A 24,472-nucleotide genomic window follows, 5' to 3' on the forward strand; every position below is an offset into this window, starting at 1 on the left:
ACACGCGCTTGCGCGTCCTCTTGGTGACAAGCTCGTATCCGCTGGCAGCAAGGCTGATTTGTTTCATCGACATATAACGCTTCTCAGAACTCACCGGTTGGCTGAGTTTTGCAGAGATTCCCTAGCCGTTTAACTCGTCAGCGCGGGCCTGCGCCGCGGCAAAGTCCAGATCGCCGCTGTAGATCGAGCGGCCGCAAATCACACCCTCAACGCCCTCGTCTTCGACCGCACACAGCGCTTCGATGTCGGCCATGTTCGACAGCCCACCCGAGGCGATCACGGGAATGGTCAGCGCTTGGGCCAGCTTGACGGTAGCCTCGATGTTGATGCCGGTGAGCATGCCGTCGCGGCCGATGTCGGTGTAGATGATGGATTCGACGCCGTAGTCCTGGAATTTCTTGCCCAGGTCAACCACCTCGTGGCCGGTCATCTTGCTCCAGCCATCGGTGGCGACCTTGCCGTCCTTGGCGTCGAGGCCGACGATGATGTGACCGCCGAAAGCGGTGCAGGCATCCTGCAAAAAGCCGGGGTTTTTCACCGCGGCCGTGCCGATGATGACGTAGCGCAGGCCGGAGTCGAGGTAACGCTCAATCGTGTCGAGGTCGCGGATGCCGCCACCCAACTGCACGTCGATCTCGCTGCCGACTTCGGCCAGGATCTTGCGGATCGCGGCCTCGTTTTTCGGCTTGCCGGCAAAAGCGCCATTGAGGTCCACCAGGTGCAGGCGGCGCGCGCCCTTGTCGACCCAGCTGCGCGCCATGGCCGCCGGGTCTTCGCTGAAGATGGTGGACTGGTCCATGTCGCCCTGTTTGAGGCGAACACAATGGCCGTCTTTCAAGTCAATCGCGGGGATGAGTAGCATGGGCAGTGAAGCTGGCGGTGGGTGGGATGGGATGGGAAAACGATGGGCAAGGAAAGCGCACGCCGGCAGGCTTGGGGACGTCAGGGGTTCCAGTGCAGGAAGTTGCGGTACAAGGCCAGGCCGTGGTCTGCGCTTTTTTCGGGGTGGAATTGGGTGGCGAAAATATTATCGCGTGCCAGCGCGGCCGTAAAGCGCGCGCCATAGTCGGCAAAACCCGCAATGTGGCGCGCATCCGACGGCTTCGCGTAAAAACTGTGGACGAAATAGAAGTAGGCGCCGTCGGGCACGCCCTCCCACACCGGGTGGGGCGCAGCACCGTCGGCAGCCGCCTGGTAAACCTGGTTCCAGCCCATTTGCGGCACCTTGAAACGACTGCCGTCGGGCTGGGTGCGGCCGGCCAGATCGAATTTGAGCACCTCGCCGGGGATCAGGTTCAAGCCGGGGGTGCCGGCGCCGCCGTCGCCGGGCTGGCCTTCCTGGCTGTGGGTCAGCAGCATCTGCATGCCGACACAAACGCCAAATAGCGGCTTGTGAGCCGCAGCGTGCAGCACGGCCTCCAGCATGCCGGAGCCGGCCAGCTCGCGCATGCAGTCGGCAATCGCGCCCTGCCCTGGCAACACCACCCGCGCCGCATTCATGACATCTTCGGCACGCGAGGTGACGATGACCTCGACGCCGCTGCCCTGCGCCACATGCTGGACCGCCTGTGACACCGAGCGCAGGTTGCCCATGCCGTAATCGACGACCGCGACTGTGTTGGGTTGTGCCATCAAGAACCGGGAAATGCTACGAAATTAATAGCTGCATACGCAGAGTGGATGCGGACTGGAGGCCAAAACAATGCTCAAAATCATGCTTTGCCCTACAGCGAGCCCTTGGTCGAGGGAATCACGCCGGCCGAGCGCGGATCAATCTCCAGCGCCATGCGCAGCGCGCGCGCAAAAGCCTTGAACACAGTCTCGGCCTGGTGGTGCGCATTGTCGCCCTTGAGATTGTCAATGTGCAGGGTGACAAAGGCGTGGTTGGCAAACCCCTGGAAAAACTCGTAGGCCAGCTGGCTGTCGAATGCGCCGATCATGCCGCTCTTGAAAGGCACATGCATCTCCAGGCCGGGCCGGCCCGAAAAATCGATGACCACGCGCGACAGCGCCTCGTCCAGCGGCACATAGGCGTGGCCGTAGCGGCGCAGGCCTTTTTTGTCGCCGACGGCCTGCGCCACCGCCTGGCCGAAGGTGATGCCCACGTCTTCCACGGTGTGGTGGCCGTCGATGTGCAGGTCACCTTTGGCCTGGATGTCCAGATCAATCAGGCCGTGCCGGGCGATCTGGTCCAGCATGTGGTCGAAAAACCCGATGCCGGTGGACAAGCTGGCTTTGCCGCTGCCGTCGAGGTTGAGCTTGACGGTGATCTGGGTCTCGGCGGTGTTGCGCGAGATCTCGGCCGTTCTCGGGGCCAGGGCGGTGGGGGTGGTCATAGTGATTCTTTGAGGGCTGCCAGCATCAGCGCGTTCTCGTCGGCGGTGCCGACGGTCAGACGCAAACAATCGCCAAGCAATGCGTGCATTTTAGAAACGTTTTTGACCAGCACGCCGCGCGACCGCATGCCTTCAAAGGTTTTGGCGGCATCAGGCACCCGCACCAGCACCATGTTGGCGTCGCTTTTCCAGGTTTTGACCTCGGGCAGGGCCTGCAGGGCATTCACCAGCACCGTCCGCTGGGCGCGGATGTCCTCGGCCTGGGCGGCGAACACCTCGGCGTGTTCCAGCGCAAACAGCGCGCACTCGTAGTTGAGCACACTGATGTTGTAGGGCGGGCGCACCTTGTCCACTTCGGCGATCAGCGCCTTCGGGCCCATCATGTAACCCAGGCGCACACCAGCCAGGCCGAACTTGCTCATGGTTCGCATCAGCAGCACATGGCCGTGACGGGCAATGCGGTCAATGTAACTTTTGCTGGCGAAGGGCTGGTAGGCCTCGTCCATCACCACCAGGCCGGGCGCGGCGGCGATGACCTTGTCGATCACCGCGTCGTCCCACAGATTGGCAGTCGGGTTGTTGGGGTAAGCGATGTAGATGATGGACGGCCGGTGCTCGGCAATCGCGGCCAGCATGGCGGCCTCGTCGAGCTCGAAGTCGGGCGTCAGGGGTACACCGATGAACTTCAGGCCCTGCAGCTGCGCGCTCATGCCGTACATCACAAAACCGGGCAGCGGCGCCAGGATCGCAGCGGCTGGTCGGCCGCTGCCTGCTGCTTCGCCCGACACATCACAAGCCATGGCCAGCAGCGAGATCAGCTCGTCCGAGCCGTTGCCCAGCATGATGTCGAAGCCTTCCGGCATCTGCGCGTAATCGGCCAGCGCATGGCGCAGCTCATTGACACGCCCGTCCGGGTAACGGTTCAAAGCTACAGCGCCGAGTCGCTGTCCGAGATGGGCCTGCAAGGCGGCGGGCAAGCGGTGCGGATTTTCCATCGCGTCCAGCTTTACCATCCCCATGGAATCCTGAATCGCATACGCGTGCATGGACTGCACGTCCTGCCGGATCAGTTTTTTGAAATCACGTTCGCCTGTGCTCATTTTTTCATTCTCATTTCTGCGGCCTGGGCGTGCGCCTGCAGGCCCTCGCCATATGCCAGTTCGGCAGCAATCTTGCCCAGCGTCTGCGCACCGGCTTCGCTGACCTCGATGATGCTGCTGCGTTTCTGAAAGTCGTACACCCCCAACGGGCTGGAAAAACGCGCCGTGCCGCTGGTGGGCAGCACATGGTTGGGGCCGGCGCAGTAGTCGCCCAGCGATTCACTGGTGTAAGCGCCGAGGAAAATTGCTCCGGCATGTTTGAGCAAGGGTTCCCACTTGTGCGGGTCACGGCTGGAGACTTCCAGATGTTCGGGCGCAATCCGGTTGCTGATGGCGCAGGCCTCTTCCATGCTACGGGTGTGGATCAGCGCGCCGCGGCCGGTGAGGGACTTGGCGATGATTTCGGCGCGCGGCATGCTGGGCAGCAGGCGATCAATGGCTTCCTGCACTGCATCGATATACGCCGCATCCGGGCACAGCAGAATGCTTTGCGCCAGTTCGTCATGCTCGGCCTGGCTGAACAAATCCATGGCCACCCAATCGGCCGGCGTTGTGCCGTCGGCCAACACCAGGATTTCACTGGGGCCGGCAATCATGTCGATGCCCACCGTACCAAACACGCGTTTTTTAGCGCTGGCCACATAAGCGTTGCCCGGGCCGGTGATCTTGTCGACCTTGGGGACGGTTTGTGTGCCGTAGGCTAGCGCGGCCACTGCCTGCGCTCCGCCAATGGTGAAGGCGCGTGTGACGCCGGCTACATATGCGGCGGCCAGTACCAGCTCATTGCGCTCGCCATTGCTCGATGCCGCCTGTTCGCCCGAGCCGCCGGTGGCCACACTGCCAAGCACCGGTGTCGGCACCACCATGATGATCTCCTGCACCCCGGCCACATGCGCGGGAATGGCGTTCATCAGCAAGCTGGAGGGGTAGGCCGCCTTGCCGCCGGGCACGTAAATACCCACGCGGTCCAGCGGCGTGACCTTCTGGCCCAGCAAGGTGCCGTCCCCATCGCGGTAACTCCAGCTTTCGCCGGAAGCCTTCTTCTGCGCCTCGTGGTAGCTGCGCACCCGCGCTGCGGCGGCCTGCAGGGCCTCGCGCTGGGCGGCGGGAATGGCATCAAACGCGGCCTTGAAATCTGCCTGCGTCAGCTCCAGCCCGGCCATTGACGCGGCCGACAGGCCATCAAACCGTGCGGTGTAGTCCAGCACCGCGGCATCGCCGCGTTGTTGCACGTCAGCCACGATGTCGGCCACCCGCTGCTCGATGGCGGCATCGGTGTCGGCTGACCAGTGCAGGCGCGCCGTGAATTCAGCCTCAAAAGTGCCGTCAGCCGTTGAAAGACGGGCGGGGATAGCTACAAAATTCATAGCGCTTTTACTTTGCGGGCTGGGCGATGGCAGCACCGAAAGCGTCGATGATGTCGCGGAGCGGCGCCTGCTTGAGCTTGAGCGCGACCTGATTGACCACCAGGTGCGAGCTGATGTCCATGATGCGCTCGACCTCCACCAACTGGTTGGCTTTGAGCGTGTTGCCGCTGCTGACCAGATCAACAATCGCGTCGGCCAGGCCGGTCAGCGGCGCCAGTTCCATGCTGCCGTAAAGCTTGATCAGGTCCACGTGTACGCCTTTGGTGGCGAAAAAATCGCGCGCAATGCTGACGAATTTGGTCGCCACTTTCAGGCGTGAGCCCTGCTTGACCGCGGCTTCGTAATCAAAGCCGTCGCGCACGGCGACGCTCATACGGCACTTGGCGATCTGCAGATCCAGCGGCTGGTACAGGCCCTGTCCGCCGTGTTCGATCAGGGTGTCCTTGCCGGTCACGCCGATATCGGCGCCGCCGTACTGCACGTAGGTCGGGACATCAGTCGCACGCACCAGCACCACCCGCACATCGGGCCGGTTGGTGCCGATGATGAGCTTGCGCGATTTTTCCGGGTCTTCCAGCACCTCGATGCCGGCAGCCTTGAGCAGGGGCAGGGTCTCGTCGAAGATGCGGCCCTTGGACAGAGCAAGCGTGATCACGATGGCGACTCCTGATTGACGAACGTGATCATGATTTGATCCGTTCGATATCGGCCCCAATGCCGCGCAACTTGGCTTCCATCTGGTCGTAACCGCGGTCCAGGTGGTAAATGCGCTCAATCAAGGTTTCACCCTCGGCTACGAGGCCGGCGATGACCAGGCTGGCGGACGCACGCAAGTCGGTCGCCATGACCGTGGCGCCCGAGAGTTTTTCCACCCCTTCGATGATTGCAAACTTGCCATCAATCTGGATATTCGCGCCCAGGCGCACCATCTCGTTGACGTGCATGAAGCGGTTTTCGAAAATCGTCTCGGTGACCTTGCTCGGGCCTTCGGCGATGGCGTTGAGCGCCATGAACTGGGCCTGCATGTCAGTCGGGAAACCCGGGTACTCGGTGGTGCGGAAGGACTGGGCCTGCATGCGCCCCGTCGCCTGCACAAGAATGAACCCGTCGCCAGCGGTGATAACCGCTCCAGCGTCGCGCAGCTTGTCGATCACGGCTTCTAGATGGTCGGCGCGGCCGTGGCGCAGCACCACATTACCGCCTGTGGCAGCCACGGCGCACAGAAAGGTTCCGGTCTCGATGCGGTCAGCCACCACCTGGTGTGTACAGCCGTGCAGACGCTCCACACCCTCGATGCGGATGCGGTTGCTGCCGTGGCCTTCAATCTTTGCGCCCATCTTGATCAGCATCTCGGCCAGGTCGGCGATCTCCGGCTCCTGAGCGGCGTTTTCGAGGATAGTTTCGCCTTCCGCCAAGCTGGCGGCCATCAAGAAATTCTCGGTGCCGGTGACTGTCACCATGTCAGTGGTGATGCTGCAGCCCTTGAGGCGCCCGCGCTGGCCGTTGGGTCCAGCCGGGATCTTGGCAATCATGTAACCGTGTTCAACCGCGATGTCAGCGCCCATGGCCTGCATGCCCTTGATGTGCTGGTCCACTGGCCGCGAGCCAATGGCGCAGCCGCCGGGCAGCGAAACCGTGGCCTCACCGAAACGTGCCAGCAGCGGGCCCAGTGCCAGCACCGATGCGCGCATGGTCTTGACCAGCTCGTAGGGTGCTTCCGGCGAACTCAGGCCGCCGGCATTGATGCGGACTTGCCCCGGCATGTCAGCGCTCTGCTCGGCCGTCACGCCCATGTTGCGAATCAGCTTGAGCATGGTCGCCACGTCCTGCAGGCGCGGCACGTTTTCCAGCGTCACCGGCTCTGCGGTGAGCAGTGCTGCGCACAGCTCAGGCAGAGCGGCGTTTTTAGCGCCAGAGATATCGACAGTGCCGGCCAGCGGCTTGCCGCCCTTGATCAGTAGTTTGTCCATGTGTTTATTCTGCGGGGTGGTTGGCCCATTCGGCGGGCGTATAGGTTTTCATCGACAGCGCATGCACCTCATCGGTCTGCATGCGCCCACCCAGGGTGGCATACACCCGCTGGTGGCGCTGGATCAGCCGCTTGCCTTCGAAGTCGGCGGAAACAATGGTCGCATACCAGTGCCGGCCGTCGCCGGTCAGCTCAATGTGTTCGCAAGGCAGGCCCGCGGCAATGATGCTTTGAAGTTCTTCGCTGGTCATGATGTATGTGTTCGCAGGTTCGCTCAGTGTCTTATCTTGTAGCCGATTCGCAGCAGGTTCACGGCGATGCCGCTGACCCCCAGCCAGGCCGTACCGACGATGGCCAGGCTCAGCCAGGGCGACACGTCACTGACGCCAAAAAAACCGTAGCGGAAACCGTCGATCATGTAGAAAAACGGGTTCAGGTGGCTGACGGTCTGCCAGAACGGCGGCAGCGAATGGATGGAGTAAAACACGCCGCTCAAAAAGGTCATGGGCATGATGACGAAGTTCTGGAAAGCCGCCATCTGGTCGAACTTCTCCGACCACAGGCCGGCAATCAGGCCCAGCGCGCCGAGCAGACCGGCACCCAGCAGGGCAAACACGACAATCCACAGTGGCGCTACAAAACCCGGGCGGCCAAAATAAACCGTGACGGCAAATACGCCCAGGCCCACGGCCAGCCCGCGCACGATGGACGAGCCCACATAGGCCCAAAACCAGGCCCAGTGCGACAGCGGCGTGAGCAGCACAAACACCAGGCTGCCCATGATTTTGCTCTGGATCAGCGAGGACGAGCTGTTGGCAAAGGCGTTCTGCAGCACACTCATCATCACCAAGCCGGGTACCAGGAAGGCGGTGTAGCTGACCGTCCCATAGACCTTGACTTGGTCCTGCAGCACATGGCCGAAGATCAGCATGTACATGACCGCCGTGAGGATGGGCGCACCGACAGTCTGGAAGCCGACCTTCCAGAAGCGCAGCACTTCCTTGTAGAACAGGGTTTGCCAGCCGGTCAAGATAGTGCCCCCACGCTCGTCGCTGCGCGTACTTCGCTGCCCCCCGGGGGGGCGCTGCGCCTGCGGACTGGCAAAGCCAGATCCGCGACCCCGGCTGGTGAAGACGGCTTCGGCTCGCACATCGTATTGCGTACTGCGCTGCTCATACAGCTACTCCGATTTTTTCGGCCATGACCTCTAGGAAAACATCTTCGAGGTCAGCCTTGCGGATCTCGACGTCCTCGGCCACCAGTCCGGCTTCGCGGATGGCGCTCAGGTAGTGTTCGATCTCGTTGGCATTGTGCGCAGGCAGTTGCACGATACGGCCCGTGATACGCGCCTTGTCGGCAATGGCTTTCGGCAGCTCGCTATCCAGCTTGAACCGCAGCACATTTGATGAAGCGGTTTTGAGCAGTTCCGATGTGGAGGCGAGCGCCACCACGCGGCCCTGCTTCAGCATGGCAATGCGGCTGCACAGGGCTTCGGCCTCTTCCAGGTAGTGGGTCGTGAGCAGCACCGTACTGCCCTGTTTGTTGAGCTTGGCAATAAATTGCCACAGGGTCTGCCGCAACTCCACGTCGACCCCAGCGGTTGGTTCATCGAGCACGATGACCTGCGGCTTGTGCACCAACGCCTGTGCTACCAGCATTCGGCGCTTCATGCCGCCTGACAGCTGCCGCATGTTGGCGTTGGCTTTGTCTGCGAGACCCAGGCTGGCCAGCAGTTCGTCGATCCAGCCGTCATTGTTCTTCACACCGAAATAGCCGGACTGGATGCGCAGTGCCTCGCGTACCGAGAAAAAAGGGTCGAACACCAGCTCCTGCGGCACCACGCCAAGTTTGCGGCGCGCGGCGGCGTAGTCGCTCACCACATTGCTGCCGTGCACCGTCACCGTGCCGCTGGTGGCCTGGGACAGGCCCGCCAGAATGCTGATTAACGAGGTTTTACCTGCGCCATTGGGCCCGAGCAGGCCGAAAAATTCTCCGGGCTGGATGTCGAAGCTGACTTCGTCCAGCGCCCTGACGCCAGGGCTGGAGCGGCTTTGCGTGCTGGGGTAGTTTTTGGAGACGGACTGGAAGGAGATAGCTGGCATGAACCAGCTATTTTAAGGTGCAAGCTGCAGCTTCACCGGCGCGCTGCCCGGAAAAGGGCATTGGCCGACAGAACAGGCTCCTCAGGCGGCTGGAAGCAGGTCCTGCACACCATACAAACCGGCCAGCTGCCGCAGGCGATCCGGCAGGGCCAACACTGAGAACCGCTTGCCGGCGGCCAACACCTGTCGGCGGCAAGCGAGCAAAACCGCCAACGCCGAGGAGTCAAACTCCCGTAGCGCGCTGGCATCTGCAACGACCTCGGGACCGGTCTCACCAGCCAGCATCACACCGAGGGCCTCGACCGAGGGCGCGGCCAGGTCGTGCGTCAGACGTTCGGGAAGCAGGAACACGGCAGGTGCGGTCTGGTTCAGGACTTTTTGGCAGTGACATTGGACTGGTTGCGCTGGGCCAGCGCTGCGATCAGGCCGTCCACGCCCTTGGCGGAGATTTCCTGCGCAAATTGGGTGCGGTAGGTCTCCACCAGCCAGATCCCCAAAACGTTCAGGTCATAAATCTTCCAGCCAGTCGCTGTTTTTTCCATCCGGTAGTCCAACTGGACAGGGTCACCACGGCCCAGGACCTCGGTACGGACTTGCACCTCGGTGTCGGACGGTGCAGCACGCAGTGGCTTGACGCTGACGGTCTGGTCCTTGACCTGAATCAATGCACCTGAGTAGGTGCGCACCAGAAGGATTTTGAACTCATCCTGCAGGCGTTTTTGTTGCTCCGGCGTGGCCTGGCGCCAGTTCCGCCCGACAGCCGCTGCAGTCATGCGTGTGAAGTTGACGTGCGGCATGACCTTGCTGTCCACCAGCGCCGTGACTTTACTGACATCACCCGACTGGATCGCCTTGTCTGCCTTGATGGCGTCAAGCACCTCGGTGGATGTGCGCTTGATCAGGGCGTCAGGCGCTTCGTCGGCGGCACGAACGGAACCAAAGCCCGCAAGCAGCGACAGCGACAGGGAGACACCAACAACATGGCTAAATATTCGACGGTTCATGGTTCTCTTTCAGTGTGGAACAAACGCAGGTGGAATTGCGGGGTGTTTGCAAGGCCAGCCAGCATTTATTGGACAGCATGTTTTATGCATTGGTTCATCGCGCCGGTAAAGTTCGGGCAATCAAGGTGTAAAGCTGCTTTACCTGGCTGGCGACGGCGAAGGCGCTTTTTCAGGCAGGTCATACCGTTCTTCGGTTTCGCTGGTCGCCTCAATGACAACGCCGCGCCGTTGCAGGTAGGAGTCTCGCGTGAAGCTGTATTTGTCCAGCGCGGCTTGGTCCAGTACGTCACCGGCGCGCAGCACGCTGGCACGCAGGTCCACCGCACGCAGTACATACAGCGAATTGCGCAGAGGCACATCATTCACATGGCTCAACAGATCGCCCTTGGTGTCCACCACCAGCGCGGCAGTGTCGCGAACGGTCGAGGATCCGAGAACAGGCAGTACCAGGTAGGGGCCCGCATCGACACCCCAGCGGCCCAGCGTCTTGCCGAAGTCCTCGCGATGCCGCTCGATGCCCATCTCCGTGGCCCAGTCCAGCAAGCCGCCCATACCAAGCACCGTATTCACACCCACGCGCATCAGGCTGTCGACGGCGGCGGCCGGCTTGGCCTGCAGCACGTTATTGACAAAGGACCATACATCCGAGAGATTGCCAAAGAAATTATGGACGCCGGTGCGCACGGGAGAAGGCACAACCCCCTGATATACCTGAGCCACTGGCTTGACGATGGCCTCATCCAGGCCTTCGTTGAAGCGGCTCACGCTGCGGTTGAAGGGCTCAAACGGGTCGCGTGGATTGGGTCCCGCGGCGCATCCCTGTAGCAATGCAAGAGCCAACAAGGCGGCCCCGAGGCTGGCGAATTTCATCATTTTTCGTGTTTTCATTTCTTTTCGTTGGTCCCTGCCGGCGCCGCAGTTGTCGTTGAATTGCTGTCCGCCGCTTTACTGTACAGAAACTGGCTGATCAGGTTCTCCAGCACCACGGCCGACTGGGTCTGTTTGACCACGTCGCCTGCGGCGAGGTTTTTCTCGTCAGCGCCCGCCTCAATGCCAATGTACTGCTCCCCCAGCAAACCACTGGTGAGTATCTTCAGTGAGCTGTCCTTGGGGAACACGTACCGGCTTTCCATGGCCAGATTAACACTGGCCTGATAGGATTTGTCATCAAATGTAATGTTTTCGACGCGGCCCACTATGACGCCCGCACTTTTGACGGCAGCGCGTGGTTTTAAACCACCAATGTTGTCGAACTTAGCCACAACCGGATACGATTTGTCAAAGCTCAGGGTCAGCAAGTTGGCAGATTTGAGCGCGAGAAACAGGATTGCCGCCGCACCGGCCAGCACAAACAGGCCGACCCAAACGTCATTTCTGGAGCGTTGCATCAGGATTCCTTGAGGAGCATGGCCCGCAACGCGGTGCGGGGCCATGTGGATAAATGGTATTTTCGCATTGGTCGAAGGGTTTTACAGGGTGATAGAAGTCACACACTGAACATCAGTGCGGTCAGAACGAAGTCCAGCCCGAGCACCGCCAGCGAGGCCAGCACCACTGTCCGGGTGGTGGCCCGCGCCACCCCTTCGGGGGTCGCCTGGGCCTCAAACCCCTGAAACAGCGCAATAAAGGTCACCGTCACGCCAAATACAAAACTTTTTACAATACCGTTGCCAACATCGCGCCAAACATCGACACCCGACTGCATCTGGCTCCAGAAGGCGCCGGCATCCACACCTATCATCAACACGCCGACGACCCAACCGCCCAGGATGCCCACGGCACTGAAGACCGCCGCCAGCAGCGGCATGGCGATCACGCCACCCCAAAAGCGTGGGGCCAGAATCCGGCGCACCGGGTCCACCGCCATCATTTCCATCGCCGACAGCTGTTCACCGGCTTTCATCAGGCCTATTTCCGCAGTCAGGGCGGTACCGGCGCGGCCGGCAAACAACAACGCAGTCACCACCGGCCCGAGTTCACGAACCAGGCTCAAAGCCACCAGCAGACCCAGCGCTTCCGACGAGCCATAACGCTGCAGCGCGTAATAACTCTGCAGTCCGAGCACGAAGCCGACAAACAGCCCCGATACCGTGATGATGGCCAGCGAGTAGTTGCCAAGGAAAAAAATCTGGTCGCGGATCAGGCCAAAGCGGCGGAATACCGGACCGGTCAGGGCGAGCAGGCGCGCCATCATGCGCGCGCCGTAACCAAGCTCATGCAGCTTGCTGCGCGTGGCAAAGCCGAGGTCTGCCACCATGGCGCCCAGCCGGCTCATGGGCGCCCGCCCCGGCTGGTGGCAGATACCCCACCAAAATCTTCAGCCTCATTCGGGCCGGGGTAGTGAAACTGCACCGGCCCTTCCGCCAGCGCGTTGACGAACTGGTGCACCAGCGGATCTGTGGAATGACGCACCTCGTCCGGTGTGCCTTGGGCAGCAATACCCCCATTGGCCAGAATGATGACCTTGTCGGCGATGCGGAAGGTTTCCTCCAGGTCATGCGACACCACGATGCTGGTGATGCCCAGCGTGTCGTTGAGCTGGCGTATCAGCTGCGCAGCTGTGCCCAGCGAGATCGGATCCAGACCGGCAAAGGGCTCGTCGTACATGATGAGTTCGGGGTCCAGCACGATGGCACGCGCCAGCGCCACCCGTCTGGCCATGCCGCCAGAGATTTCGCTGGGCATGAGGTCGCGCGCACCGCGCAGGCCGACTGCGTTGAGCTTCATGAGCACGATATCGCGGATCAGCTCTTCCGTGAGTGAGGTGTGTTCACGCAGCGGGAAAGCCACGTTGTCAAACACACTGAGATCGGTGAACAGCGCGCCGAACTGGAACAACATGCCCATGCGACGGCGCGCGGCGTAAAGCTCGGTCTGGCCGAGCTGGCCAATGTCGCGGCCGTCAAACAGCACTTCGCCTTGGTTGGCCTTTTGCTGACCGCCGATCAGGCGCAATACCGTCGTTTTCCCGCCGCCCGAGGCGCCCATGAGCGCGGTGACCTTGCCGCGTGGCACGGACAGGGTCACGTCGCCCAGAATCACTCGATCACCCTTGGCGCCGGGGTAGGCGAAGGTGACGTGCCTGAATTCAAGCAGGGCGGGTGGTGCGCTGTCGGACATGGAAGAAGGAAAACGGGCCGGCACAGACGCCAGCCTCAATTGCGATGCTCCGATGATAAAGGGTTTGCCCTGAGGGAGCAGCGGTAGGGCGCTCTATATCCCCTGGGGACCAGCCTCATTAACATGAGGTTGCCGGCGTCGCATACGGGGCGATTTCAACATGAAACCCCGTCACACCCCCAAGATTTCAAGGAAAAAAGCCCTCCAGCCCTTGACGGACGGGCGTTAGCAGCTATTGTTTTAATAGCAAACAGCAGCTGGAGCCGGCGTGAACGGCGCTAGCGCGGCAGGTCGCTGTAGCCCATCAGGAATTCATCAACAGAGCGCGCGGCCTGACGGCCTTCCCTCCGCGCCGGCGGCAGCCTGCGCGATCGTCAATCCGCCCCACCGGGCGATTTGCGGGGCTGTCTGTTTCAGCGCGGAAGGTCGCTATACCCCATGAGAAACTCATCGACCGAACGCGCGGCCTGGCGGCCCTCGCGAATCGCCCACACCACAAGGCTTTGCCCGCGGCGGATATCGCCGGCCGCAAACACCTTGGGCACGTTGGTCGCATAACCGCCGGTAAAGTCGGTGCTGGCTTTGGCATTGCCGCGCGTGTCCTTCTCCACACCAAAAGCATCCAGCACAGCCGACACGGGCGCCACAAAACCCATGGCCAGCAGCACCAGGTCGGCCTTGAGCGTCTGCTCCGAACCAGCCACTTCCTGCATCTTCCCGTCTTTCCATTCGACACGCACGGTCTTCAGGCCCGTGACCTTGCCGCCCTCGCCCATCAGCTCCTTGGTCGAAATGGCAAATTCCCTCTCGCAACCTTCTTCGTGCGAGGACGAGGTGCGCAGCTTGATCGGCCAGTAAGGCCAGGTCATGGGGCGGTTTTCCTCTTCAGGCGGCTGGGGCATCAGTTCAAACTGGGTGACGCTGGCCGCGCCATGGCGGTTGCTGGTGCCCACGCAGTCAGAGCCGGTGTCGCCACCGCCGATGACGATCACATGTTTGCCGTCGGCACGCAACTGGTCCTTGAGCTTGTCGCCGGCATTGACCTTGTTTTGCTGCGGCAAAAACTCCATCGCGAAATGCACGCCGGTCAGGTCGCGTCCCGGGACCGGTAGATCGCGCGACTGCTCGGCGCCGCCGGTCAGCAGCACGGCATCAAAGTCTTTTTGCAACTGCTCGGGGGTTATGGTTTCCTTGGCCCAGTTGGTGACTTTCGAGTCCTTGCCCAGCGGGTCCTGGGCCTTGCCCACCATCACGCCGGTGCGGAAGGTCACGCCTTCGGCCTGCATCTGCGCCACGCGCCTGTCGATGTGAACTTTTTCCATCTTGAAATCGGGGATGCCATAACGCAGCAGTCCGCCGACGCGGTCGTTCTTCTCGAACAGGGTCACGTCATGGCCGACGCGCGCGAGCTGCTGGGCCGCCGCCATGCCGGCCGGGCCGGAACCGACAACTGCCACCTTTTTGCCGGTTTTGTGCTGCGGAGGCTGCGGTGTGACCCAGCCTTCGGCCCAGGCGCGGTCGATGATGGCGTGTTCGATGGACTTGATGCCCACCGCGTCGTCATTCACATTGAGCGTGCAGGCGGCCTCGCAGGGCGCCGGGCAGATACGGCCGGTGAACTCCGGGAAGTTGTTGGTGCTGTGCAAGGTGTCGATGGCGCTTTTCCAGTCGGCGCGGAACACCATGTCGTTGAAGTCCGGAATGATATTGTTGACCGGGCAACCGCTGTTGCAGAACGGCGTGCCGCAGTCCATGCAGCGTGCGGCCTGCTTGTTGGCCTGCGCATCGTCCAGGCCAATCACGAACTCCTTGTAGTTTTTCAGGCGCTCGGGAACCGGCTTGTAGCCCTCCTCGATGCGTTCGTATTCCATGAAACCGGTGACTTTTCCCATGTGCTACTCCAGATACTTCTTGTTCAGGCTGCGGTCTTTGCGGCTTTGGCCGCCGGCTTGCCAGCAGGTTTGGCGGGCACAGCGGCGGCTTTTTTGGCCGCCATTTCGCCCAGCGCGCGTTTGTATTCCAGCGGGAACACCTTGATGAACTTGCCTCTGGCCTCGGCCCAGTTGTCCAGCAGTTCACGGGCGCGCTTGCTGCCGGTCCAGCGGTTGTGGTCTTCCAGCAGCTTGCGCAGCTGGGCTTCATCGGTCAGGCCGCCGTGCCAGAGGCCCTGCTCACCACCGGCTTCCTGCTGGGCAGCGGGCTGGACTTTTTCCAGCGACACCATGGCGGTGTTGCAGCGCTTGGCAAACTGGCCGTCCTCGTCGTACACATAAGCCACGCCGCCGCTCATGCCGGCCGCAAAGTTGCGCCCGGTTTTGCCCAGCACCGCGACCGTGCCACCGGTCATGTATTCGCAGCCGTGGTCGCCGGTTCCCTCGACGACCGCCGTGGCACCCGACAGACGTACCGCAAAACGTTCACCGGCCACGCCGCTGAAGAAGGCCTCGCCAGTGGTCGCGCCATAAAGCACGGTGTTGCCGACGATGGTGTTCTTGACCGCGTCGCCCCGGAAGTCAATGCTCGGGCGCACCACAATGCGGCCACCCGACAGGCCCTTGCCGGTGTAGTCGTTCGCATCGCCAATCAGGTACATGGTGATGCCCTTGGCCAGGAAGGCGCCAAAGGACTGGCCGCCAGTTCCCTCGAGCTGGATACGCAGCGTATCGTCCGGTAGCCCCTCGGGGTGGCGCCGCGTCAGCTCGCCCGACAGCATGGCACCGACGGTGCGGTTGACGTTGCGGGCCACTTCGATGAACTGGACTTTTTCGCCCTTTTCCAGTGCTGCTTTCGACTTTTCGATCAGGCGAACATCGAGCGCTTTTTCCAGCGCGTGGTCCTGCTCCATCACATGCAGGCGCGGCACATCGGCTGGTACATTGGGCTGGTAGAACAGGCGCGAGAAATCCAGTCCGCCAGCCTTCCAGTGTTCAATGCCTTTCTGCGTGTCGAGCAGGTCGACGCGGCCGATCAGTTCGTCGAAGGTACGTATGCCCAGTTGCGCCATCAGCTGGCGCGCCTCTTCGGCGACAAAGAAGAAGTAGTTGACGACATGTTCGGGCTTGCCGCTGAATTTCTGGCGCAGCACCGGATCCTGCGTGGCCACGCCCACCGGACAGGTGTTGAGATGGCATTTGCGCATCATGATGCAACCTTCAACCACCAGCGGCGCGGTCGCGAAGCCGAATTCGTCTGCGCCCAGCAGCGCGCCGATCACAACGTCACGGCCAGTTTTCATCTGCCCGTCGGCCTGCACCCGGATACGGCCGCGCAGGCGGTTGAGCACCAGGGTTTGCTGGGTTTCAGCGAGACCGATTTCCCATGGCGAGCCCGCATGTTTGATGGAAGACCAGGGCGACGCACCGGTGCCGCCGTCGTGGCCGGCGATCACCACGTGGTCGGACTTGGCCTTCGCAACACCAGCGGCAATCGTGCCGACGCCGACTTCGCTGACCAGCTTGACGCTGATGCTGGCGCGCGGGTTCACGTTTTTCAGGTCGTGGATCAACTGCGCCAGATCTTCGATGGAATAGATGTCATGGTGCGGCGGCGGAGAGATCAGCCCCACGCCAGGCACCGAGTAGCGCAACTGGCCGATGTACTCGCTGACCTTGCCGCCGGGCAGCTGGCCGCCCTCGCCGGGCTTGGCGCCCTGCGCCATCTTGATCTGGATCTGGTCGGCTGACACCAGGTACTCGGCTGTCACCCCGAACCGGCCGGAGGCTACCTGCTTTATGCGCGAACGCAACGAGTCGCCGTCCTGCAGTGGCAGGTCGACCTCAACCGCACCTTCGCCGATCACGCTTTTCAGGCTTTCGCCCTGCTTGATCGGGATGCCCTTGAGCTCCTGCCGGTAACGCCTCGGGTCTTCGCCGCCCTCGCCGGTGTTGCTCTTGCCGCCAATGCGGTTCATGGCCACAGCCAGCGTGGCGTGCGCCTCGGTACTGATGGAACCCAGCGACATCGCACCGGTCGCAAAACGCTTGACGATCTCTTTGGCCGGTTCAACCTCGTCAATCGGGATGGCTTTGGCGGGATCAATGCGGAACTCGAACAGGCCGCGCAGGGTCATGTGGCGACGATTTTGCTCGTTGATCAGCTGGGCATATTCCTTGTAGGTGTTCCAGTTGTTCGACCGCGTGGAATGCTGCAGCTTGGCAATCGCATCAGGCGTCCACATGTGGTCTTCACCACGCACCCGCCAGGCGTATTCACCGCCGGCATCCAGCATGTTGGTGAGCACCGGATCGTTGCCGAAGGCGGCCTTGTGCATGCGCAGCGCTTCTTCGGCGATCTCGAACACGCCCATGCCTTCGACCTGGCTCGCAGTGCCGGTGAAAAATTTCTCGATGGTCACGCGATTCAGGCCGATGGCCTCGAACAGTTGCGCGCCGCAGTAGCTCATGTACGTTGACACGCCCATCTTGGACATGATCTTGGACAGGCCCTTGCCGATGGCCTTGACGTAGTTGTAGATCGCCTTGTCAGTGCTCAGCTCGCCCGGCAGCTCCTTCGACAGCTCCGCCAGGGTTTCCATCGCCAGGTAGGGATGAACCGCTTCAGCGCCATAACCAGCAAGCACGGCAAAGTGATGCACCTCGCGGGCCGAGCCGGTCTCCACCACAAGGCCGGCGGTGGTGCGCAGGCCTTCCTTGACGAGGTGCTGGTGCACGGCCGACAGCGCCAGCAGCGCGGGGATGGCCACCTGCACCGGGCTGATGCCGCGGTCGCTGATGATCAGGATGTTCTTGCCGCTTTTGATCGCATCAACTGCTTCCGCGCACAAGGAAGCCAGTTTGGCTTCCACGCCTTCGCGGCCCCAGCTCAGCGGGTAGGTGATGTCCAGCGTGTAGCTGCGGAACTTGCCCTGGGTGGAGGTCTCGATGTCTCGCAGCTTGCGCATGTCCGCCACATTGAGCACTGGCTGGCTGACCTCCAGCCGCATCGGCGGGTTCACCTGGTTGATGTCCAGCAGGTTGGGCTTGGGCCCGATGAAAGACACCAGCGACATCACGATGGCTTCTCGGATCGGGTCGATCGGCGGGTTGGTGACCTGGGCGAACAGCTGCTTGAAGTAGTTGTAAAGCGGCTTGTTCTTGTTGGACAACACGGCCAGCGGGCTGTCGTTGCCCATGGAGCCCGTGCCCTCTTCGCCATTGACGGCCATGGGCGACATCAGAAACTTGATGTCTTCCTGGGTGTAGCCAAAGGCCTGCTGGCGGTCCAGCAGCGAGTGCGACTCGGTCAGGCCGGAGCTCGATGCCGAGGTGGCGCTGGCTTCGTCACTGCCCATTTTCGTTCCGTCCGTGGGTGCAGGAACGTTGGTGGCCTGCACATCATCAAGGCGGATGCGCAGGTTTTCAATCCACTGCTTGTAGGGCTTGGTGTGCGCCAACGTGGCCTTGATCTCTTCGTCATCGACCATGCGGCCCTGTTCCAGGTCGATCAGGAACATCTTGCCGGGCTGCAGGCGCCACTTGCGCACGATCTTGTTTTCGGGAATCGGCAACACACCCGACTCCGAGGCCATGATGACCAGATCGTCATCCGTCACGCAATAACGAGATGGGCGCAGGCCGTTGCGATCCAGCGTGGCACCGATCTGGCGACCGTCGGTGAACACGATGGAAGCCGGGCCGTCCCACGGCTCGAGCATCGCGGCATGGTATTCATAGAAGGCCTTGCGGCGCTCGTCCATGGTGGTGTGCTGCTCCCAGGGCTCGGGAATCATCATCATCACGGCCTGGCTGATCGGGTAACCAGCCATGGTCAGCAACTCGAGGCAGTTGTCGAAGGTCGCGGTGTCGGACTGGTCGGCAAAACTGATCGGGTAGAGCTTTTGCAGATCGGCGCCCAGCACCGGGGAGGACATCACGCCTTCGCGCGCTTTCATCCAGTTGTAGTTGCCCTTGACGGTGTTGATCTCGCCGTTGTGGGCGACATAGCGGTAAGGATGGGCCAGCGGCCACTCAGGGAAAGTGTTGGTCGAAAAGCGCTGGTGCACCAGGGCCAGAGCCGACACGCAGCGCGGGTCAGTCAGGTCCATGTAATAGGTGCCGACCTGGTCAGCCAGCAGCAGTCCCTTGTAGACCACAGTGCGGCTGGACATGCTGGGAACGTAATATTCCTTGCTGTGCGTGAGCTTTAAGCGCTGGATGGCTGCGCTGGCAGTTTTGCGGATCACGTAGAGCTTGCGTTCCAGCGCATCCTGGACGATGACGTCATTGCCGCGTCCGATGAATATTTGGCGCAGGATGGGTTCTTTCTTGCGCACCGTGGGCGACATCGGCATGTCGCGGTTGACCGGTACGTCGCGCCAGCCCAGCAGCACCTGGCCCTCCAGACGCACCGCACGCTCCAGCGCCTGCTCGCAGGCCAGGCGGGACGCATGCTCTTTCGGCAAAAACACCATGCCCACGCCGTACTCACCGGGCGGTGGCAGCATGACACCTTGTTTGGTCATCTCTTCGCGGTACAGCGCATCGGGCAGTTGGATCAGGATGCCCGCACCGTCGCCCATCAACTTGTCTGCACCGACCGCACCCCGGTGATCCAGGTTTTCAAGAATTTTCAGCCCCTGCAGGACAATTGCGTGGCTCTTTTGGCCCTTGATATGTGCCACAAAACCGACACCACAGGCATCGTGCTCGTTAGCCGGCGTGTAAAGACCGTTGTCTTGAAAATGCCTGATTTCAGCAGCCGTGGTCATGGCGCACTCCTGGTCAATAGGACGACAGCACGGCGGCAACAATGCGCGCCTAGCCTGTCTTCCTGGGTTCTTGATATGTCGCGGGGAAACAGAGCATAGTGCAGTGCAACAACAATGCCAAGCCAATTAAAAGGGGTCAGATCCCAATTTTCTATTCACCCTGATGATGAACTTTTAATTAGGGACATATTAAGTCGGACAAATAGACTGAAACTCAAGATGCGGGTGGCTTCCTCGGCGGCCGGCCGGCGGCGACTTTGCTGACCCGGCGCTGTGTCCGCGTCTGCAAATCAGCAACAAATGCGGCATCGCCCAGAGCCCAGCCACTGAGCGCAGATTGTGTGAGCGCAAGTTGCTGATCAGGCGGCACGCCGTCCTTCACTATTTGTTCGTAGGCGGCTTCGCGCGAAAAAGGGGTATTCCCCAGCGACCAATACCGGGGATGCGGCGTGACCAGCCTGTCGACCCGCAAGCCAGCGTAGTGGCCATGGCTGGACCAGGGATAGTCACGCGCCTGGGGCACCAAGCCATGGTGCACCGGATTGAGGTCCAAATATGCCATGCAGGCCAGCAGGTAGCGCTCCGCTTGGATAACGGTGGACCGGTAGCGCCCTTCCCAAAGCGTGCCGCTTCTGCCCTGGCTGTCGTTGAAGTAACGGACATAACGCCGACCCGTCGCTTGCATCAACTGCGGCACGCCCTCAGCCGTTTCTGGCGTTACCAGTAGATGGAATTGGTTGTCCATCAACACGTAGGCATGAATCGCCACGGAGAATTTCCTGGCGCTTTCGTCGATCAGGGCCAGCAAGGTCTGATAGTCTGCCGTGCAGGCAGCTATGGATTGTCGGTTGTTACCGCGCTGGATGATGTGCTGTGGGTAACCCGGAAGACTGAGACGGGGGAGACGGGCCATGGTGAGGATGCACTGTGGGGCAGCGCATCATAAATCGGATCTGTCACTCCGCTACCGGGGCCAGACCTAACGCACCACCTTGCCGTCGGGTGTGATGGTGACCAGATCGATCAGGCGCACAGATTCGTATTTTTTGGCCCGCAGATTAACGCGAAAGCTGCCTACGTCGTAATCGGTAATTGACTCGAAGGCCTTTTGGAGTCCCGCCCTGTCGGGCTTTCCAGATCCAGTGGCACTGCGCCGCACGCCCTCGGCAAAGGTGCGGGCGGCAATATAGCCCTCCACACTTTCATAACTCGGGTTCTGGTCAGTCCGGTTGAGGACGTCCAGGTACTCCTTGATGATGGGTGTACCGACGCTGCGCGGTGACGGCACCACCTGGGAGATAACCACGCCGCCGATTTCCTTGCCGAGCGCCGTGAACAGCGGATCGATGCCGACCACGGAAAAGTTCAGAAACTGTCCTGCAAAGCCGGTTTTGCGCATGGCCCGAATGAAGGCGGCCGAGGTATTGAACAAACTAACCTGAATAATGGCTTGGGGTTTGGCCTTGGACAGGGCGGCCACAGCGACATCGACCTTGTCGCTGTTGACGGGTGAGATAGCGCTGGCAACCAGCGGCGGCAGTTTCAGGTCAATCAGCGCCTGATTGACGGCGGCCAGCCCCGCGCGGCCCATGGCATCGTCCTCGGCAAACACGGCGATACGGTTCTGATTCAAGGTCGCGCAATGGCGCACCATTTTGTAGGCTTCATCGGCCAGCGCCGGACGAATATGAAACGCATTGCTCAAGGACGCTTCTCGCAGGCTGTCCGATGCCGCAAACGGTGCAAAAAACAGCGTGTTGCCAGGTTTGGCTACAGCAAACGCTGCATCGCAACTGGCAGTGCCAACGAAGCCAAACAAGGCATCCACATCCTCGTCAATCAACTGTTTGGCATTCGCCGCAGCCTTGGCGGGGTTATAGCCGTCGTCGAGCGCTTTAACCTCGATTTTGTAACCGGCTGCACCATTTTTGGCATTGATCTCATCAAAATAGAGCTTGGCACCGTTGAGGTAGGCCAGGCCGATCTGGTCTGCCGCCCCCGTCAGTGGCACCGATTGCCCAATCACAATTTTGCGGGCGCCCCGGGCCGCTTGGGGCCAGATGGCGGGACTCCAGACCACTGCGCCCGCCGACAGGGCGCTCGCTAAAAGTGCGCGACGATGGATTTTCATACAACCCCTTTGTAAGTTACCGCCACTTACGCAAGATGGATGCCGCATCCCACGACAAACCAGTTTATGTAAGCAAATGAACAATCACAGAAGGTTACCTGTTTCGCCCTTTGAAAAGAGCCTCGCCGGATGCCAACACATCATAAGGCTATGCAGCCCCCGCAGCAAACCGTCAGCCCATAGCGGGTATCAGGAACGTCTGAGCAGCCGCCGGATACGCCAGGCCAACAGCAGCCCGGCGATGGAACAGGACCAGGTCACCATCCAGGTCCATTGCCAGTGGCCGGCATGGGCCGCCACCCCTGCCACCAGCGGTGGACCGAAGAACTGTCCCAGCGCAGACCACTGCTGCACCCAGCCGACGGTAGTCGGTACCGCTTGCGGACCGGGCGCCAGCTGGACCGCAAGACTGAACAGCGTTCCGGGAATCAGGCCGCCAAACATGGAAAAGATGAGGACGGCGAGGTATTGCAGGCGCGGGTTGCCCTCCACACCGAAAGCAACCAGCGTGCCTAGCGACATGGCCACAAATCCAGCTACCAGCAAAACGACCGGCGCCATGCCTCGGTGCAACAGTCGGCCTGCGGCCAGGTTGCCAATGATGTTGACGCCGGCAGCCAGCGCCGTGAGCCAGGCGGTGGCGGCGGCGGCGACCCCAGCTTGGACGTAAATCGAGGGAAGAAAGCCGACCACGGCCATCCACTGGCCCGAGTACATGGCAAAACTCAAGGCCACCGCCCAGGCACCGGGTGAGCGCAGGGTGAGTTTGAGAAGACGGCGCCAGGAAGAAGCTGTCGCAGCCCCTTGCGGGTCCGCCGAACCCCCACCACATGCTGGCATGTCGGCCGGCACCCGCACAAATATCAGCAGTGCGCTCAGCGCGGCCGCTGCTGACAGACACCACCACCACCATCGCCAACCCCACTGCGCATCGGCCGGTGCCATCACCGCAGGACCCGCCAGCAGGGCCAGCGCGGCACCGATCGGCATGTAGGCGCCCCAGCCGCCGAGCACCCGACTCAGGTGATTGGGCGTCACCAGGACACGCAGAAGACCGGGGGCAGGCAGCACCACACACAGAAAACCCAGACCCTCCAGCGCGCGAGACCAGAGCAAACCGGTCGTGGTTTGCGCAGCGCCCCCCATGGCGCTGGCCACTGCCAGCAATAGCAGGCCGCTCAGCATGCTGCGCCGTGGGCCCCAGCGCTGGATCAGCAAGCCTGCCGGCAGGCCCAGCACCATGCCCGCGAGCTGTACGAGCGACAGCAGGAAGCCGGCCTGCAGCAGCGACACACCCATGACCTGCTGCAACACCGGCAGCGCTGGCGGCAACTTGACGACATGCAGCGCCGCGACCACCCCGGCGGCAATCACACAAGCGGCGGGTCGCATCAGCTTCTGACGGGAAAGGCCTGGCGACCGATCAGGCGTTCATGTTCCCGGCCGGCAAAACGGTCGGTCATGCCGGCAATGTAGTCGGCCACCACGCGCTCGGGCTTCGCAGGCGCGCCGCTCGCCAGCAGGCGGCCTTCACGCTGGTCGAAACGCTCGGTGTGGGCCTGCGGCATTTCGGCCGGGTCCGTCATATAAGCGGCAAACAGCTCGCGCACCACCTGCTGCGCGGTTTGTGTGGTCTCCACCACCTGCGGATGGCGATACAGGTTTTGCAGCAGGAAGCGCTTGAGGGATGAGGACTTCGCGGCCATATCCGGGCTGAAGCGCACCAGGGCCGGGCTTGACCGCACCGCGTGCACGCTGTCTACACCGGCAGCTACCAGCGATGCACGGGTGGCGTCCATCACGTCGTAGACCTGGGCGCTGAGCATGCGGCGTATGGTTTCGAAAAGGAGTCGGCGCCCCTGAAGCCCGGGATATTGCTGCAGCGTTTCGCGGCTGTACTGCGCGAACAGTTCCACCTGGTCCAGCTGGTCCAGGCTCAGCAAGCCGGAGCGCACGCCGTCGTCGATGTCATGCGCGTTATAGGCAATTTCGTCGGCCAGGTTGGCGAGCTGGGCTTCCAGGCCCGGCTGCTGCACCGGCTGTCCCTCGGCCGCCGCCAGAAAGCGAGATGCCACGCCGCCGGGTTCGCGCGCCTCGATGCGCCTGGCGTTGCGACGCGAGCAGTGCTTGAGGATGCCTTCACGGGTTTCGAACGACAGGTTCAGCCCGTTGTAGTCAGGATAACGCTCTTCCAGCCCGTCCACCACGCGCAGGCTTTGCAGATTGTGCTCAAAACCAGCGCTGTCGGGGTCATGGCCTTTCAGGCACGTGTTCAGTGCATCCTGTCCGGCATGGCCGAATGGCGTATGGCCCAGGTCATGCGCCAGTGCAATCGCTTCGACCAGGTCTTCGTTGAGGCGCAAGGTGCGCGCGATGGAGCGCCCCAGTTGGGCGACTTCCAGCGAATGCGTCAACCGGGTACGAAACAAGTCACCCTCGTGGTTCAGGAACACCTGGGTTTTGTAGACCAGCCGGCGAAAAGCCGTGGAATGCACGATGCGGTCACGGTCGCGCTGGAAGGCTGAGCGCGTGGGCGCAGCCGGTTCAGGATGGCGGCGACCGCGGGAACCGGCCGCATCAGAGGCGTAAGGGGCCAGCTGGTTCATGATTTATGCATCAAATTGGTCTTCAGCCCCC

Annotated in this window: 22 protein-coding genes; all 22 read right to left on the reverse strand. The window is 61.7% G+C overall.

Annotated features, from left to right (window positions below; genetic code table 11):
- Window positions 1-121: 121 nt before the first annotated feature.
- The 22 genes from hisA to H0W47_RS13500 all read right to left on the reverse strand — a co-directional run bounded on the left by hisA (window position 122) and on the right by H0W47_RS13500 (window position 24,441).
- Window positions 122-862 carry a 1-(5-phosphoribosyl)-5-[(5-phosphoribosylamino)methylideneamino]imidazole-4-carboxamide isomerase gene (hisA, locus tag H0W47_RS13395; RefSeq protein ID WP_296925214.1) on the reverse strand — a complete coding sequence of 247 codons (741 nt, stop codon included), beginning with the start codon at window positions 860-862 and terminating at the stop codon, window positions 122-124.
- A gap of 80 nt (window positions 863-942) precedes the next feature.
- Window positions 943-1,632, reverse strand: a complete 690-nt coding sequence (hisH, locus tag H0W47_RS13400; protein WP_296925216.1) for an imidazole glycerol phosphate synthase subunit HisH — start codon at window positions 1,630-1,632, stop codon at window positions 943-945.
- Between the two features lie 92 nt (window positions 1,633-1,724).
- Window positions 1,725-2,336 (reverse strand): imidazoleglycerol-phosphate dehydratase HisB, encoded by a 612-nt coding sequence (gene hisB / locus H0W47_RS13405; RefSeq protein ID WP_296925218.1) that lies wholly within the window; start codon window positions 2,334-2,336, stop codon window positions 1,725-1,727.
- On the reverse strand, window positions 2,333-3,436 hold the full coding sequence (hisC, locus tag H0W47_RS13410) for a histidinol-phosphate transaminase (RefSeq protein WP_296925220.1): 1,104 nt from the start codon (window positions 3,434-3,436) through the stop codon (window positions 2,333-2,335). Before hisC ends, hisB begins: the two co-directional genes overlap by 4 nt.
- On the reverse strand, window positions 3,433-4,803 hold the full coding sequence (gene hisD / locus H0W47_RS13415; protein WP_296925222.1) for a histidinol dehydrogenase: 1,371 nt from the start codon (window positions 4,801-4,803) through the stop codon (window positions 3,433-3,435). Before hisD ends, hisC begins: the two co-directional genes overlap by 4 nt.
- 7 nt (window positions 4,804-4,810) lie before the next feature.
- On the reverse strand, window positions 4,811-5,458 hold the full coding sequence (hisG, locus tag H0W47_RS13420; RefSeq protein WP_296925224.1) for an ATP phosphoribosyltransferase: 648 nt from the start codon (window positions 5,456-5,458) through the stop codon (window positions 4,811-4,813).
- A 28-nt stretch (window positions 5,459-5,486) separates the two neighbouring features.
- Window positions 5,487-6,773 (reverse strand): UDP-N-acetylglucosamine 1-carboxyvinyltransferase, encoded by a 1,287-nt coding sequence (murA, locus tag H0W47_RS13425; protein WP_296925226.1) that lies wholly within the window; start codon window positions 6,771-6,773, stop codon window positions 5,487-5,489.
- 4 nt (window positions 6,774-6,777) lie between these two features.
- Window positions 6,778-7,023, reverse strand: coding sequence for a BolA family protein (locus H0W47_RS13430; RefSeq protein WP_296925228.1), 246 nt, complete (start codon window positions 7,021-7,023; stop codon window positions 6,778-6,780).
- Window positions 7,024-7,046: 23 nt separating this feature from the next.
- Entirely contained in the window at window positions 7,047-7,802 is a 756-nt protein-coding gene (locus H0W47_RS13435; protein ID WP_296925230.1) for an ABC transporter permease, read from the reverse strand.
- A gap of 142 nt (window positions 7,803-7,944) precedes the next feature.
- A complete protein-coding gene (locus tag H0W47_RS13440) occupies window positions 7,945-8,874 on the reverse strand; it encodes an ABC transporter ATP-binding protein (RefSeq protein ID WP_296925232.1) in 930 nt (309 codons plus the stop codon).
- An 81-nt stretch (window positions 8,875-8,955) separates the two neighbouring features.
- Window positions 8,956-9,225, reverse strand: a complete 270-nt coding sequence (locus tag H0W47_RS13445; protein ID WP_296925234.1) for a lipid asymmetry maintenance protein MlaB — start codon at window positions 9,223-9,225, stop codon at window positions 8,956-8,958.
- 17 nt (window positions 9,226-9,242) lie between these two features.
- Window positions 9,243-9,878 (reverse strand): phospholipid-binding protein MlaC, encoded by a 636-nt coding sequence (locus tag H0W47_RS13450; RefSeq protein WP_296925236.1) that lies wholly within the window; start codon window positions 9,876-9,878, stop codon window positions 9,243-9,245.
- 138 nt (window positions 9,879-10,016) lie between these two features.
- Entirely contained in the window at window positions 10,017-10,766 is a 750-nt protein-coding gene (locus H0W47_RS13455; protein WP_296925238.1) for a VacJ family lipoprotein, read from the reverse strand.
- On the reverse strand, window positions 10,763-11,266 hold the full coding sequence (mlaD, locus tag H0W47_RS13460; protein ID WP_296925240.1) for an outer membrane lipid asymmetry maintenance protein MlaD: 504 nt from the start codon (window positions 11,264-11,266) through the stop codon (window positions 10,763-10,765). Before mlaD ends, H0W47_RS13455 begins: the two co-directional genes overlap by 4 nt.
- 98 nt (window positions 11,267-11,364) lie before the next feature.
- On the reverse strand, window positions 11,365-12,153 hold the full coding sequence (gene mlaE / locus H0W47_RS13465) for a lipid asymmetry maintenance ABC transporter permease subunit MlaE (protein ID WP_296925242.1): 789 nt from the start codon (window positions 12,151-12,153) through the stop codon (window positions 11,365-11,367).
- Window positions 12,150-12,998, reverse strand: coding sequence for an ABC transporter ATP-binding protein (locus H0W47_RS13470; protein ID WP_296925244.1), 849 nt, complete (start codon window positions 12,996-12,998; stop codon window positions 12,150-12,152). The genes mlaE and H0W47_RS13470 overlap by 4 nt, the downstream gene beginning before the upstream one ends.
- Window positions 12,999-13,411: 413 nt before the next feature.
- Window positions 13,412-14,890 carry a glutamate synthase subunit beta gene (locus H0W47_RS13475; protein ID WP_296925246.1) on the reverse strand — a complete coding sequence of 493 codons (1,479 nt, stop codon included), beginning with the start codon at window positions 14,888-14,890 and terminating at the stop codon, window positions 13,412-13,414.
- 23 nt (window positions 14,891-14,913) lie between these two features.
- Window positions 14,914-19,704 (reverse strand): glutamate synthase-related protein, encoded by a 4,791-nt coding sequence (locus tag H0W47_RS13480; protein ID WP_296925248.1) that lies wholly within the window; start codon window positions 19,702-19,704, stop codon window positions 14,914-14,916.
- A 214-nt stretch (window positions 19,705-19,918) separates the two neighbouring features.
- On the reverse strand, window positions 19,919-20,617 hold the full coding sequence (locus H0W47_RS13485; protein WP_296925250.1) for a transposase: 699 nt from the start codon (window positions 20,615-20,617) through the stop codon (window positions 19,919-19,921).
- Between the two features lie 66 nt (window positions 20,618-20,683).
- Window positions 20,684-21,835, reverse strand: a complete 1,152-nt coding sequence (locus tag H0W47_RS13490) for an ABC transporter substrate-binding protein (protein ID WP_296925253.1) — start codon at window positions 21,833-21,835, stop codon at window positions 20,684-20,686.
- Window positions 21,836-22,024: 189 nt separating this feature from the next.
- Complete coding sequence (locus tag H0W47_RS13495) at window positions 22,025-23,227, reverse strand: CynX/NimT family MFS transporter (RefSeq protein ID WP_296925255.1); 1,203 nt, start codon at window positions 23,225-23,227, stop codon at window positions 22,025-22,027.
- A complete protein-coding gene (locus tag H0W47_RS13500) occupies window positions 23,227-24,441 on the reverse strand; it encodes a deoxyguanosinetriphosphate triphosphohydrolase (protein ID WP_296925257.1) in 1,215 nt (404 codons plus the stop codon). The genes H0W47_RS13495 and H0W47_RS13500 overlap by 1 nt, the downstream gene beginning before the upstream one ends.
- Window positions 24,442-24,472: the final 31 nt, after the last annotated feature.

Origin of the sequence: Polaromonas sp. (assembly GCF_013817205.1) — a bacterium.
Lineage (GTDB): Bacteria > Pseudomonadota > Gammaproteobacteria > Burkholderiales > Burkholderiaceae_C > Polaromonas.

Bases quoted from the DNA above. Each gene is read 5' to 3' on its own strand.
- H0W47_RS13485 (WP_296925250.1), bottom strand. From the start codon at position 20,617: ATGGCCCGTCTCCCCCGTCTCAGTCTTCCGGGTTACCCACAGCACATC.
- H0W47_RS13440 (WP_296925232.1), bottom strand. From the start codon at position 8,874: ATGCCAGCTATCTCCTTCCAGTCCGTCTCCAAAAACTACCCCAGCACG.
- hisC (WP_296925220.1), bottom strand. From the start codon at position 3,436: ATGAGCACAGGCGAACGTGATTTCAAAAAACTGATCCGGCAGGACGTG.
- H0W47_RS13450 (WP_296925236.1), bottom strand. From the start codon at position 9,878: ATGAACCGTCGAATATTTAGCCATGTTGTTGGTGTCTCCCTGTCGCTG.
- hisB (WP_296925218.1), bottom strand. From the start codon at position 2,336: ATGACCACCCCCACCGCCCTGGCCCCGAGAACGGCCGAGATCTCGCGC.
- hisA (WP_296925214.1), bottom strand. From the start codon at position 862: ATGCTACTCATCCCCGCGATTGACTTGAAAGACGGCCATTGTGTTCGC.
- mlaE (WP_296925242.1), bottom strand. From the start codon at position 12,153: ATGAGCCGGCTGGGCGCCATGGTGGCAGACCTCGGCTTTGCCACGCGC.
- H0W47_RS13455 (WP_296925238.1), bottom strand. From the start codon at position 10,766: ATGAAAACACGAAAAATGATGAAATTCGCCAGCCTCGGGGCCGCCTTG.
- murA (WP_296925226.1), bottom strand. From the start codon at position 6,773: ATGGACAAACTACTGATCAAGGGCGGCAAGCCGCTGGCCGGCACTGTC.
- hisD (WP_296925222.1), bottom strand. From the start codon at position 4,803: ATGAATTTTGTAGCTATCCCCGCCCGTCTTTCAACGGCTGACGGCACT.
- H0W47_RS13430 (WP_296925228.1), bottom strand. From the start codon at position 7,023: ATGACCAGCGAAGAACTTCAAAGCATCATTGCCGCGGGCCTGCCTTGC.
- H0W47_RS13480 (WP_296925248.1), bottom strand. From the start codon at position 19,704: ATGACCACGGCTGCTGAAATCAGGCATTTTCAAGACAACGGTCTTTAC.
- H0W47_RS13500 (WP_296925257.1), bottom strand. From the start codon at position 24,441: ATGAACCAGCTGGCCCCTTACGCCTCTGATGCGGCCGGTTCCCGCGGT.
- hisH (WP_296925216.1), bottom strand. From the start codon at position 1,632: ATGGCACAACCCAACACAGTCGCGGTCGTCGATTACGGCATGGGCAAC.
- H0W47_RS13495 (WP_296925255.1), bottom strand. From the start codon at position 23,227: ATGCGACCCGCCGCTTGTGTGATTGCCGCCGGGGTGGTCGCGGCGCTG.
- mlaD (WP_296925240.1), bottom strand. From the start codon at position 11,266: ATGCAACGCTCCAGAAATGACGTTTGGGTCGGCCTGTTTGTGCTGGCC.
- H0W47_RS13475 (WP_296925246.1), bottom strand. From the start codon at position 14,890: ATGGGAAAAGTCACCGGTTTCATGGAATACGAACGCATCGAGGAGGGC.
- H0W47_RS13490 (WP_296925253.1), bottom strand. From the start codon at position 21,835: ATGAAAATCCATCGTCGCGCACTTTTAGCGAGCGCCCTGTCGGCGGGC.
- H0W47_RS13470 (WP_296925244.1), bottom strand. From the start codon at position 12,998: ATGTCCGACAGCGCACCACCCGCCCTGCTTGAATTCAGGCACGTCACC.